This window comes from Buttiauxella sp. A111, from assembly GCF_014189855.1.
In the GTDB taxonomy this organism is placed as follows: domain Bacteria; phylum Pseudomonadota; class Gammaproteobacteria; order Enterobacterales; family Enterobacteriaceae; genus Buttiauxella; species Buttiauxella selenatireducens.
Genome location: NZ_BJFN01000002.1, coordinates 161,177 through 174,253 on the forward strand (window position 1 = coordinate 161,177; position 13,077 = coordinate 174,253).

The window sequence follows — 13,077 nt, forward strand, 5'->3', positions numbered from 1 at the left end:
ACGTGCACCTGATCCAAAAAACACGTTAGATATCAGAATCCTTGCGTTTAACTTGTTGCCAGGCATTTTCCATCTGATCGAGTGTGGCTTGCTCCATTTTCAACCCTTGCGCGGCAATAATTTGTTCCACTTCGCGGAAACGGCGCTCGAATTTCAAGTTAGCTTTTTGTAATGCTGTCTCAGCTTTCGTGCCTAAATGGCGTGCAAGATTAACGGTGGCGAACAATAAATCGCCGACTTCTTCTTCCAGTTTCGCCTCGTCAACAACGACCTGTTTAGCTTCAAACATCACTTCGTCGATCTCTTCGTAGACTTTGTCTAACACGGGACCCAGCGTCGTCCAGTCAAAACCAACCGCTGAACAACGTTTCTGGATTTTGTGCGCACGCATTAAAGCAGGCAAAGCATGAGGAATATCATCAATTGCGGAATGCTGAGCTTTTTCAGCACGTTCATCGCTCTTAATTTGTTCCCAACGAGCCAGTACTTCGGTGCTGTTTTCAGCAGTAGCATCGCCAAAGATATGCGGATGGCGACGTTCAAGTTTGTCGCTTATCGCTTCGCAGATATCGTCGAAATTAAAGCGATCTTCTTCCTGAGCCATCTGTGCGTAAAACACGACCTGGAACAGTAAATCTCCCAGTTCACCGCGCAAATCATCAAAATCTTCACGGTTGATGGCATCAAGCACTTCGTAAGTCTCTTCCAGGGTATAGGGAGCGATAGTCGCGAAGGTTTGCTCTTTATCCCATGGGCAACCTGTTTCGGGGTCACGCAGGCGCTTCATGATGCCCAGAAGGCGGGTAATTTGGTCCATATTCAATCCTTGTAGAATTTTTCCCCTCACCCTGGCCCTCTCCCACAGGGAGAGGGGATTAATCGAGTTCAAGGCGAATTTCGGTTTCACCCTCGCCCTTTCAGGGAGAGGGGATTGATCGAGTTCAAGATGAACTTCGGTTTTCCCCCTCGCCCTTTTAGGGAGAGGGTCGGGGTGAGGGGTAATCAACTAACCGTGTAATCGCTTCGCATCGATTATATCCGGCACCTGATTCAATTTGCCCAGCACGCGGCCCAGCACCTGAAGGTTGTAGATTTCGATATTCATATCAATCGTCGCCAACTGCTGCTTAGTATCACTACGACTCGCAACCCCCAGCACGTTGACTTTTTCGTTTGCCAGAATAGTGGTGATGTCACGCAATAAACCGCTACGGTCATTGGCTGTCACACGCACCACCAGCGAATAGCCACTGGAATAGCTTTCGCCCCACACGGCATCAACGATACGTTCAGGCGCATGTGATTGCAGTTCAGCAAGCTGATCGCAGTCAGCACGGTGAATAGAAATCCCACGCCCTTGAGTGATGAAACCGACAATCTCGTCGCCAGGAATTGGTTGGCAGCACCGCGCAATGTGGTGCATCAGATTGCCAACCCCTTCCACCACGACGCGACCATTGTCTTTGCTACGCGATTGCGGCGCGTGCGTTTTTTGCTTCAGTTGGCGAAGCGCTTGTTCATCCTGTTCTGCCGCAGTCGGCTTGTTAAACTGCGCTTGCAGGTAGTTACTCATCTGGTTAAGACGAATATCTCCGCCGCCAATTGCCGCCAGTAACTCTTCAACTTCATTGAAGTTATAACGTGGCAGCAGCGACTTCTCAGCCTCTTTCAGGCTGATACCCAGATGCTCAATTTCATCATCAAGAATTTGGCGTCCGGCCAGAATATTCTTGTCACGGTCCTGTTTACGGAACCAGTTGTGAATTTTGGCGCGCCCGCGGCTTGTGGTGATGTAGCCCAAGTTTGGGTTCAGCCAGTCACGGCTCGGGTTCGGCTGTTTCTGGGTGATAACTTCAATCTGATCGCCCATTTGCAGTTGATACGTGAACGGCACAATGCGCCCACCTATTTTCGCGCCGATGCAACGGTGCCCAACATCACTGTGAATGTGGTAAGCAAAGTCCAGCGGTGTAGAGCCTGCTGGCAAGTCCACCACATCGCCTTTTGGGGTAAAAACATACACGCGGTCGTCAAACACCTGGCTGCGGACTTCATCTAACAATTCGCCAGAATCAGCCATCTCTTCTTGCCAGGCGATCAACTTACGCAGCCACGCGATACGGTCTTCGTGGCCTGAACTGCCGCTCTTCGCATTGCCTTCTTTGTATTTCCAGTGGGCGGCGACCCCCAGCTCTGACTCTTCGTGCATCTGCTTAGTACGAATCTGAATTTCGATCGTTTTGCCGTTTGGCCCCAGCACCACGGTATGAATCGACTGATAACCGTTGGGTTTCGGGTTGGCAACGTAATCATCAAACTCGTCAGGCATATGGCGATAATGCGTGTGTACGATGCCTAGTGCCGCGTAGCAATCCTGCAAGCGTTCAGCCACAACGCGCACCGCACGCACATCAAACAGCTCATCAAAGGCTAGGGATTTTTTCTGCATCTTGCGCCAGATGCTATAGATGTGTTTCGGGCGGCCATACACTTCAGCCTTCACACCCTCTTCTTTCATCGATTTGCGCAGCGCACTGACAAACTCGTCGATGTAATGCTCACGGTCGATACGACGCTCGTGCAGCAATTTTGCGATGCGTTTGTATTCAGCAGGATGCAGGTAGCGGAAGCAGTAATCTTCCAGCTCCCATTTTAGCTGGCCAATGCCCAGACGGTTGGCGAGCGGCGCGTAGATATTGGTACACTCTTTTGCCGCCAGAACGCGTTCGTCTTCCGGCGCGTCTTTTACTTCTCGCAAATGAGCGATGCGCTCTGCAAGTTTGATCACCACGCAGCGGAAATCATCGACCATCGCCAACAACATGCGACGAACGTTATCGACCTGTTCAGCAGAGACAGAATCGGTATGCGCGGCTTTAAGCTGTCGGATTGCTGCCATGTCACGCACACCGTGAATCAGCGTGACGACCTGGCTATCAATGCTTTCGCGCATCACCTCTTCGGTGACCACGCCCGCATCGGCAAGAGGGAACAGTAATGCGGCTCGCAGGGTATCGTTGTCCATACTCAGCATCGACAGGATTTCCACCATTTCGACGCCGCGCCACAACAGCAGTTCCGCGTCTGGATGGCCTTTGGTCTGTTGCTCGCAATACCGCCAGGTTTCGGCTAAGCGTTCACATGACTGCTGGTTGGTGATCCCGAGGCTAGCAATCCATCTATCGGGCGCAAATTCGCCAGCTTTATTGAGATGTGCACTTCTTACCGCAACCATTGTTCTCTCCTGTATACCCTTCATCTTTCAAGACGCAGATGCGTTGGCTGCTCTCGTTTGCCGCCTTCCTGCCTCTTGAAATCTATTGGGTATTAATCAAATCACCCGGTCTGAGCTAACCACTTAAACGCGCTCAAAGAGCGCCATTGACTCAAGGTGCCCAGTGTGGGGAAACATATCGAGCATTGCTAGCCGCTGAATCTGGTAACCCGCAGCCAGCAATGCCTCGCTATCACGGGCAAGCGTTGTTGGGTTGCATGAAACATAGACCACTCGCTTTGGAGCAAGCGTAATCACATGTTGCATAACACCCGGCGCACCCGCTCGTGCGGGGTCGAGCAATATTTTGTCAAACCCTTGAGCAGCCCAGGGTTGGCGAGTCACATCTTCTTCCAGGTTTTCATGAAAGAATGTGACGTTTTTCAGCAAATTATACCCTGCATTATATTCACCTTTCGCCACCAGCGCAGCAACGCCTTCCACCCCAACGACACTTTCAGCGCGTGTCGCCAGTGGGAGCGTAAAGTTTCCCATTCCGCAGAACAGATCCAGCACGCGATCCGTTGGCTGGATATCCAGCCACTCAATGGCACGCGCGACCATTTGCTGATTCACGCCGTCATTCACCTGAATGAAATCGCGCGGACTGAACGTTAAGCGTAGCCCGTCTGAGTGATAGCAGGGCTCATCGTCGCCCACTGCCGTGAGTGTCTCACTGTCCGGGGCTAAATACAGCGCGACGCCTGTAGAATGCGAAAAGCGTTCCAGTTTTTGCCTATCGTCGTCATGAAGAGCATCTAAATGGCGCAACACCATCAGCGGGCCATTATCTGCCAGTACCAGTTCAACATGACCTAAACGACGAACGGCTTTTAATTCAGAAAGACATTGGCGCAAAGGTTCCAGTAATGCCTCAAGTTGAGGCGCCAGAACCGGGCAGTGGTGAATATTGACCAGTTCGCTGTCGTGAGATTTGCGAAAACCCATCTGTAAGGTCTGTGTCTTAGGGAGATAATTCAACCCTAAACGTGCCCGGCGACGATAACCCCATGGCGAACCAGAAATGATTTCGTCCACCACCGCAGGAGCCTCACGCGTGCCCATCATGCGAGCCAGCGCACGGGATTTTGCTTGCTGCTGCAATTCGATGCTGGCATGTTGCTGTTGGCAGCCCCCGCAAACGCCATAATGTGGACAACGCGGAGCCACACGCTGCGGGCTATCATTTAAACGTCGTTTCACTCGAGCCTGGGAAAAGTTGCGTTTGTCCTCGGTAATCGTGACGTCAACTTGTTCACCAGGCAGTGCATCCTGGATAAAAAGCGCTTTACCGTTATGGCGTGCGACGCCCTGACCAAACGGATCAAGGTCATTAACGTTCACGGTTATGATTTGACGAGTCGTAACCCGTCGCTTTGCAGAGTAGAATTGCGCCATGAGCCAGAGTGCTCTCTCAAAAAATATTAACTATTGCTTCAATTGTCCCATATCGGAACCCCATGACCAACTACAGCCTGCGTGCACGCATGATGATCCTGATTCTGGCACCGACATTAATGATCGGTTTATTGCTCAGTATCTTTTTTGTCGTTCATCGTTACAACGACCTGCAGCGTCAGCTCGAAGACTCGGGTACCAACATTATCGAACCGCTGGCTGTCGCCAGCGAATATGGCATGAGTTTTCACAGTCGTGAGTCCATACGCCAGTTGGTCAGCGTGTTACACCGCCGCCATTCCGATATTGTGCGGGCGATTTCGGTATTTGATGAGAACAACAAGCTGTTTGTCACCTCCAATTATCAGCTCAATGCTTCAGCCTTGAAGTTACCAAACAATGAAAAACCGCCGCACAGTTTAAGTATTACGCGGCACGGCGATTCGATAATTCTGCGTACCCCGATTATTTCCGAGAGCTATTCCCCGGACGAGTCAGAAGTGACCGATGCGAAACCAGCGGGCAATTCACTCGGCTACGTCGCGATTGAGCTCGACTTAAAATCGGTGCGTTTGCAGCAATACCGAGAAATTTTTATCTCAACGTTGATGATGCTGTTCTGTGTCGGCATTGCGATGCTGTTTGCCTATCGTCTGATGCGCGATGTCACTGGGCCAATCCGTAATATGGTGAATACGGTTGACCGGATACGTCGCGGCCAACTTGATAGCCGCGTAGAAGGTTTCATGCTCGGTGAATTAGATATGCTGAAAAACGGTATCAATTCGATGGCGATGTCGTTGACCGCCTATCACGAGGAGATGCAGCATAATATTGACCAGGCGACGTCCGACTTGCGCGAAACACTTGAACAGATGGAAATCCAGAACGTTGAGCTGGATCTCGCTAAGAAACGCGCTCAGGAAGCCGCACGTATTAAGTCTGAGTTCCTCGCCAATATGTCCCACGAGCTGCGCACACCGCTCAACGGGGTGATTGGATTTACCCGTCTGACGCTGAAAACAGATTTGAATCCCACGCAGCGCGATCATCTGTATACCATTGAACGTTCAGCCAATAACCTGCTAACCATTATCAATGACGTGCTGGACTTCTCTAAACTGGAAGCAGGCAAACTGATTCTGGAAAGCATTCCCTTCCCGCTGCGTAATACGCTCGATGAAGTGGTGACGTTGCTGGCGCATTCGGCCCATGACAAAGGGCTGGAGCTGACGTTAAACATTAAAAACGATGTTCCGGATAACGTGATTGGCGATCCACTCCGTTTGCAGCAAGTCGTAACCAATCTGGTGGGGAATGCGATTAAGTTTACCGAGAGCGGCAATATTGATTTGGTCGTCGAGAAGCGCTCGCAAGGCAACAACAAAGTCCAGGTTGAGATGCGGATTCATGATACCGGCATTGGCATTCCTGAGCAGGAACAGTCGCGTCTGTTCCAGGCATTTCGTCAGGCAGATGCCAGTATTTCACGGCGTCACGGTGGCACTGGGTTGGGGCTGGTGATCACCCAAAAATTGGTCAGCGAAATGGGTGGGGATATCTCGTTCCATAGCCAGCCAAATCAAGGTTCGACTTTCTGGTTCTACATCAATCTGGATCTGAATCCTAACGCGGTTCTTGACGGTTATTCGACTGAGAATCTGGCAGGCAAGCGCATTGCGTATATCGAGCAAAATGCTTCCGCTGCCCAAAGCACGCTCAATATTTTGGCCAATACGCCGCTTGAAGTGGTGTATAGCCCAACGTTCACGGCCCTCGCCGAAGCACACTACGATATTATGTTGCTCGGAATGCCGGTCACGTTCCGCGATACGCTCTCCATTACAAATCCAAAACTGGCAAAAGCCGTCACGATGACAGACTGCCTGATTCTGGCGCTGCCAAGCCATTGCCAGATCGATGCGGAATCACTTAAAAAAGAAGGTGTTGCCGCTTGTTTATTGAAACCTGTCACCGCACCACGTCTGCTGCCACTGCTGGCTGAACACATCTTCCACGCGCATCCAGCACTGGCCGATAACGTTGAAAACAAAAAGCTGCCGCTCACTGTAATGGCCGTTGATGACAACCCGGCCAACCTGAAACTGATTGGCGCATTGCTTGAAGATCATGTGCAAAACGTTGAGCTGTGCGGAAGCGGTTTACAAGCTATTGAGCGGGCGAAACAGATGCAAATAGACATCATCCTGATGGATATTCAGATGCCTGGAATGGATGGTATCCGCGCCTGTGAGGTCATTCGCCAGATGCCACACCACCAGCAAACTCCGGTTATCGCGGTGACGGCACACGCCATGGCGGGGCAAAAAGAGAAGCTGCTGAGTGCAGGTATGAATGACTATCTTGCCAAACCTATTGAAGAGAAAAAGCTGTATAGCCTGCTGCTACGGTATCAGCCGGGTGCCATCACCGCGCTCGCTCAACCATTAAACATAGAAATGACAACGCAAACCAGTCACCAAAACCAGACTCTGGATTGGTCGCTGGCACTCCAACAGGCGGCTAATAAGCCTGATCTGGCGCGTGATTTGCTGCAAATGCTGTTGGCGTTCTTACCTGAAGTTCGCAACACCGTTGAAGAACAACTGGTCGGGGAAAACCCGGAGAAGTTGGTTGATATCATTCATAAACTTCACGGCAGTTGTAGCTACAGCGGTGTGCCTCGGTTGAAAAACCTATGCCTGACACTGGAGCAACAACTGCGCAATGGCGTGAAGCCGGAAGATCTGGAACCCGAACTTTTTGAGCTGCTTGATGAGATGAATAATGTCTCAAAAGAAGCACAACGTATGTTTGGTTAACGCTGCAAAGTTATCTGTCGGGAAACTTATTTCTCCCGACAGAACAACCGATAGCAATTGTCGCCGCAATGTTGCGCGAAGCCATGCGCAGATTATCTCCGGCATTTTCCAGCGCTTCTTCCAGCGTACAGATACTGTACAGCACGCTGAAAACCGCATCCAGACCATGTTCATGCACCACACCCACATCTGGCGTTAAACTTCCGGCAATACCAATCACCGGAATGTTGTAACGTTTCGCCACTTTCGCCACACCAATCGGCACTTTGCCATGAATCGACTGGCTGTCGATGCGCCCTTCTCCGGTAATCACCAGATCTGCATCGCGCACCAGCTCATCAAGTTTTAACGCGCGGGTAATTATCTCAATACCGGGTCGCAGTTCTGCACCGCAGAAGGCATAAAGTGCAGCCCCCATGCCACCCGCAGCACCGCCACCGGAAAGCTCCAGCACGTTGATATTGAGATCGCGGGCAATAATTTTTGCGTAGTGCTCCAGAGCACGATCGAGTTCGTTGACCATCTCCGGCGTCGCACCTTTTTGTGGGCCAAAAACTGCCGATGCCCCTTCTTTACCGGTCAGCACGTTAGTGACATCACACGCGACTTCAATGCGGCACGCTTTCAGCCGTGTATCCAGCCCGGAAATATCAATCGACGCCAGTCTTGCGACTTCGCCGCCGCCCAGCCCCAGCGGCTCGCCATCGCTATCCAACAAACGCGCACCAAGCGCCTGCATCATGCCTATGCCGCCGTCGTTGGTCGCGCTGCCGCCAATGCCAATCAGGACGCTGTTTACACCGCTATCCAGCGCGTAACGAATCAGTTCACCCGTTCCCCACGACGTGGTTTTTAACGGGTTACGGAATTCAGGCGGGACTTGTTCCAGGCCACTCGCCGCCGCCATTTCAATAAAGGCCTGCTGCTTGTCGCCTGATATTCCGTAGAACGCCTGAACAGGCTCACCCAACGGCCCGGTGACCCCCACTTCGATGATGTCACCGTCCGTTGCCGCCACCATCGCGTCGACGGTTCCCTCGCCCCCATCAGCAACGGGCAGCTTCACATAGCAGGCATTCGGAAACACTTCCCGAAAACCGGCTTCGATTTGTGTCGCCACCTCGAGAGCGCTAAGGCTCTCTTTGTATGAATCTGGTGCGATGATAATTTTCATATGCCGTCCGTCGCGATGTGGGTCATCATAATATTTACCCTAAATAATTGAAGTTGCATCACTAAAACGCCAAGGGCGTTTTAGAACAGCGCTTGCGCTGGCCCCTTGGGGCGAGGCCGCAGGCCGAGTAACGCGGCAAGAGAACGCAGCCAACACAGATGCAGCTTCAAGTATGACGGGTAAATTAGCGCACCATGCATGGTCGCTTATTATTAAACGTCCAGTCTGGGATCAAATACTGCATCGCCATCGCATCATCGCGTGCGCCCAGTCCGTGCTGCTGATAAAGCTCATGTGCTTTCATCACTTGATCCATATCCAACTCAACGCCCAGCCCTGGTGTTTTCGGCACCTGCACCATGCCGCCTTTGATTTCGAACGGCTGTTTGGTCAGGCGTTGATTGCCTTCCTGCCAAATCCAGTGCGTGTCGATGGCGGTGACTTTCCCTGGTGCTGCGGCTGCAACGTGGGTAAACATCGCCAGAGAGATATCAAAGTGGTTGTTGGAATGCGATCCCCACGTCAGGCCAAACTCGTGGCACATTTGCGCGACGCGAACCGAACCTTGCATGGTCCAGAAATGCGGATCGGCGAGCGGGATATCGACCGATTGCAGCGAAAGCGTATGGCCCATCTGACGCCAGTCGGTAGCAATCATATTGGTCGCGGTTGGCAAGCCAGTCGCACGACGGAATTCCGCCATAATTTCACGGCCTGAATAACCCTGTTCCGCGCCACACGGATCTTCGGCATACGCCAGTACGCCACGTAATTGCTTACCAATGCTAATCGCTTCATCAAGCGACCAGGCTCCGTTCGGGTCAAGCGTAACGCGAGCCTGTGGGAAGCGTTTTGCCAGTGCCGTCACCGCTTCGGCTTCTTCGCTTCCAGCTAATACACCGCCTTTCAGTTTGAAGTCGTTAAAGCCATATTTCTCGTAAGCCGCTTCTGCCAGACGCACAACAGAATCTGGCGTCATCGCTTCGTCGTGGCGAATGCGATACCAGTCGCATTTCTCATCAGGCTGGCTCTGATAAGGCAGCGGAGTCTGTTTGCGATTACCGACGAAGAACAGATAGCCGAGCATTTCGACTTCACTGCGCTGTTGCCCATCACCCAGCAAAGAAGCGACGTTTACGCCCAGGTGCTGACCAAGTAAGTCCAACATGGCCGACTCAATACCGGTTACAACATGAATAGTGGTGCGCAAATCAAAGGTCTGCAAACCGCGCCCGCCGGAGTCACGGTCAGCAAATTCGGCACGTACCAGGTTCAGAATGTTTTTGTATTCGCCCAGCGTTTTGCCAATGACCAACGCTGCCGCTTCTTCAAGTGTCTGGCGGATCTTTTCACCACCGGGGATTTCCCCCACACCTGTGTGGCCAGAGTTATCCTTGATAATCACAATATTACGGGTGAAAAACGGCGAGTGTGCCCCACTCAAATTCATCAGCATACTGTCGTGGCCCGCAACGGGAATAACCTGCATCGCAGTGACTACTGGAGTAGAAGTAAATGTGCTCATCGTTAATTCCTTTTCAGCAAGAATGTTTTATCCACGGCCAAATGCCGGACGTTTACGATCGAATTGCCAGCCCGGCACCAGGTATTGCATGGCCGTGGCGTCATTGCGCGACCCACCCGGAAGGGATTTATACACTTCATGGGCTTTCTGCACCTGTTCCCAGTCAAGTTCCACGCCTAAGCCTGGCGCATCCGGCACCGCGATTTTGCCGTTAACGATTTGTAGCGGATTTTTCGTCAGTCGCTGGTCGCCTTCCTGCCAAATCCAGTGGGTGTCGATAGCCGTGGGTTTGCCCGGTGCCGCAGCCCCCACATGGGTGAACATCGCCAGGGAAATGTCGAAATGGTTATTGGAATGACAACCCCACGTCAGGCCCCATTCGTCGCACATTTGCGCGACACGAACCGCGCCGCTAAGCGTCCAGAAATGTGGGTCGGCTAACGGAATATCGACGGCGTTGAGCATGATGGCGTGGTTCATCTCGCGCCAGTTTGTAGCAATCATATTGGTCGCTACCGGTAAGCCCGTTGCACGGCGGAATTCAGCCATCACTTCGCGCCCTGAATAACCTTGTTCCGCGCCGCAAGGGTCTTCGGCATACGTCAGGACATCACCCATTCCCTTACACAACGCGATAGCTTCATCCAGCAGCCAGGCGCCGTTCGGATCGACGGTGATACGCGCATCCGGGAAGCTTTTTTTCAGTGCGCGAGCGGCATCCAGCTCTTGCTCACCGGGTAAAACTCCGCCTTTGAGTTTGAAATCTTTAAAGCCATAACGATCTTGCGCCGCTTCAGCTAGCCGCACGATCGAGTCGCTGCTTAGCGCTTCTTGATGGCGTAAATCGTACCAGGCGTGGCCGGTATTTTTACCCTCAAGGTAAGGCAAATCCGTTTTCTGGCGATCGCCGATATAAAACAGATAACCCAACACGGTGACATCATCGCGCTGTTTCCCCGGACCCAATAGCTCGCAGACAGGGACGTTTAGCGCCTTGCCGAGTAAATCAAGCAGTGCGGCTTCCAGTGCTGCGACCGCATTAACACGTAATTCAAAGGTCCATGCACCTTTACCGAAGGTATCAAAATCTGCTGACTGATTACCTTTATGGACGTTTTGCACCACGCGATTCATGCGCGCAATTTCCTGGCCGACAACCTGCGGGATTGAATCGACCAGCGTCTGATAAATCACGTCGCCACCCGGCGCTTCACCTACGCCGGTATGCCCGGCGCTATCGGTTAATACAACAATGTTGCGAGTGAAAAAAGCACCGTGGGCACCACCAATATTCAGCAGCATGCTGTCATTCCCCGCCACGGGAATCACTTTCATATCAGTAATAATCGGGCTTGCCTGAGTATTCATCATTAGCGTCCTGTGGCTGCGGGTTTGAGTTCAACACGTTTAATGTCGCCGACAATCACCAGATAGCTCAGTACCGCGATAACAGCATGCACCCCAACGTAAATCAGCGCGCCGTTGAACGAGCCTGATGTCCCAACGATGTAACCGATGGCAATTGGCGTCACGATACCGGAGACGTTACCGAACATATTGAACAAGCCACCGCTCAGGCCGCTTATCTCTTTCGGCGCGGTATCAGCCATCACCGCCCAGCCCAGCGCACCAATGCCTTTCCCGAAGAACGCCATCGCCATAAAGCCGATAACCATCATTTCTGATTCAACATAGTTACAGAACACCATGCTGACCGAGAGCAACATCCCCAATACGATTGGCGTTTTACGCGCGATGTTTAACGAACCGGTGCGGCGCATCAGCCAGTCAGAGATAACGCCGCCCAGCACGCCGCCGATGAAGCCACAGACTGCCGGAACCGAAGCCACAAAACCGGCTTTCAAAATCGACATGCCTTTTTCCTGAACCAGATAAACCGGGAACCAGGTAATAAAGAAATAGGTTAAGGCGTTAATGCAGTACTGGCCGATATAGATCCCGATCATCATGCGCGAACCAATCAGCTGTTTGATCTGGCCCCATTTCTGCGCGAAAGGTACCCGCTCTTTGGTTTGCTTCTGATCCATATTGATCAGCGCGCCGCCTTCTTCGATGTACTCCAGCTCTTTCTTATTCACACCCGGATGGTTATTCGGCTCATGAATCACTTTCAACCAGACAAAACTGATGATGATGCCTAAGCCCCCCATGAAGAAGAAGACGTGCGACCAGCCCACTTCGTGCGTCAGCCAACCCATGATTGGCGCGAAGATTACCGTCGCGAAATACTGTGCGGAGTTAAATATGGAGACCGCCGTGCCGCGTTCCTGTGCCGGGAACCACGCTGCGACTATTCGGCTGTTGCCGGGGAAGGAAGGCGCTTCAGCCAGTCCCACCAGGAAGCGCAGGGTAAACAGCGCGATGATGATGCCAAAGCCACTGAAGATATCGACGAAACCTTGCAGCAAGGTAAACAGCGACCAAATAAAAATCGACCAGAAGTAAACGCGTTTAGAGCCGAAACGGTCAAGCAGCCAGCCTCCGGGGATCTGCCCGATGACGTATGCCCAGGAAAATGCGGAGAACACATATCCCATACCAATCGGATCAAGGCCGATATCTTTCGCCATTTCTGAACCGGCAATAGATAACGTGGCGCGGTCGCCATAGTTAAACGAGGTGACGATGAAGAGCATTACTACTATCCAATAACGAGCGTTGGTTCTTTTCTCGGCAACGCTCGCCGTTTGGCTAATGGTGTTCATGTTGCACTCCTGAATCATACCCGTCGTCTTTCAAGTTGCCGCCTTCCCGCACCTCGAAATCCATGGGGTATATAGCTTTTAGCTACAATCCATTCTGCACTTGTAGGGTTATCAGAATGAGGTATCGGCCGGTCCGCAGTATTTTTGTGACTCTGACT

8 protein-coding genes are annotated in these 13,077 nt (G+C 52.1%); 1 reads left to right on the forward strand and 7 read right to left on the reverse strand.

Going from position 1 to position 13,077, the window contains the following annotated elements; all coding sequences use genetic code 11:
- Positions 1-25: 25 nt before the first annotated feature.
- The 3 genes from mazG to rlmD all read right to left on the reverse strand — a co-directional run bounded on the left by mazG (position 26) and on the right by rlmD (position 4,672).
- Positions 26-817 (reverse strand): nucleoside triphosphate pyrophosphohydrolase, encoded by a 792-nt coding sequence (gene mazG / locus BSPA111_RS06925; RefSeq protein ID WP_183270443.1) that lies wholly within the window; start codon positions 815-817, stop codon positions 26-28.
- 189 nt (positions 818-1,006) lie between these two features.
- Complete coding sequence (relA, locus tag BSPA111_RS06930; RefSeq protein ID WP_183270444.1) at positions 1,007-3,235, reverse strand: GTP diphosphokinase; 2,229 nt, start codon at positions 3,233-3,235, stop codon at positions 1,007-1,009.
- Positions 3,236-3,358: 123 nt separating this feature from the next.
- Complete coding sequence (rlmD, locus tag BSPA111_RS06935; protein ID WP_183270445.1) at positions 3,359-4,672, reverse strand: 23S rRNA (uracil(1939)-C(5))-methyltransferase RlmD; 1,314 nt, start codon at positions 4,670-4,672, stop codon at positions 3,359-3,361.
- 62 nt (positions 4,673-4,734) lie between these two features.
- On the opposite strand from rlmD, the gene barA reads away from it, so the two are divergent.
- On the forward strand, positions 4,735-7,494 hold the full coding sequence (gene barA, locus BSPA111_RS06940; RefSeq protein ID WP_183270446.1) for a two-component sensor histidine kinase BarA: 2,760 nt from the start codon (positions 4,735-4,737) through the stop codon (positions 7,492-7,494).
- A 10-nt stretch (positions 7,495-7,504) separates the two neighbouring features.
- Here the strand turns inward: barA and BSPA111_RS06945 are convergent, their stop codons facing one another.
- From BSPA111_RS06945 to BSPA111_RS06960, 4 genes are all read right to left on the reverse strand, one after another.
- On the reverse strand, positions 7,505-8,668 hold the full coding sequence (locus BSPA111_RS06945; RefSeq protein ID WP_183270447.1) for a glycerate kinase: 1,164 nt from the start codon (positions 8,666-8,668) through the stop codon (positions 7,505-7,507).
- Positions 8,669-8,852: 184 nt separating this feature from the next.
- The gene (gene gudD, locus BSPA111_RS06950; RefSeq protein WP_183270448.1) at positions 8,853-10,193 is read right to left on the reverse strand and encodes a glucarate dehydratase; all 1,341 of its coding nucleotides are present in this window, start codon (positions 10,191-10,193) and stop codon (positions 8,853-8,855) included.
- A 27-nt stretch (positions 10,194-10,220) separates the two neighbouring features.
- Complete coding sequence (locus BSPA111_RS06955; protein WP_183270867.1) at positions 10,221-11,561, reverse strand: enolase C-terminal domain-like protein; 1,341 nt, start codon at positions 11,559-11,561, stop codon at positions 10,221-10,223.
- Between the two features lie 2 nt (positions 11,562-11,563).
- Positions 11,564-12,919 (reverse strand): MFS transporter, encoded by a 1,356-nt coding sequence (locus BSPA111_RS06960; RefSeq protein ID WP_183270449.1) that lies wholly within the window; start codon positions 12,917-12,919, stop codon positions 11,564-11,566.
- Positions 12,920-13,077 lie beyond the last annotated feature (158 nt).

Coding starts and splice junctions, on each gene's coding strand:
- mazG (WP_183270443.1), bottom strand. CDS start 817: ATGGACCAAATTACCCGCCTTCTGGGCATCATGAAGCGCCTGCGTGAC.
- relA (WP_183270444.1), bottom strand. CDS start 3,235: ATGGTTGCGGTAAGAAGTGCACATCTCAATAAAGCTGGCGAATTTGCG.
- rlmD (WP_183270445.1), bottom strand. CDS start 4,672: ATGGCGCAATTCTACTCTGCAAAGCGACGGGTTACGACTCGTCAAATC.
- barA (WP_183270446.1), top strand. CDS start 4,735: ATGACCAACTACAGCCTGCGTGCACGCATGATGATCCTGATTCTGGCA.
- BSPA111_RS06945 (WP_183270447.1), bottom strand. CDS start 8,668: ATGAAAATTATCATCGCACCAGATTCATACAAAGAGAGCCTTAGCGCT.
- gudD (WP_183270448.1), bottom strand. CDS start 10,193: ATGAGCACATTTACTTCTACTCCAGTAGTCACTGCGATGCAGGTTATT.
- BSPA111_RS06955 (WP_183270867.1), bottom strand. CDS start 11,561: ATGAATACTCAGGCAAGCCCGATTATTACTGATATGAAAGTGATTCCC.
- BSPA111_RS06960 (WP_183270449.1), bottom strand. CDS start 12,919: ATGAACACCATTAGCCAAACGGCGAGCGTTGCCGAGAAAAGAACCAAC.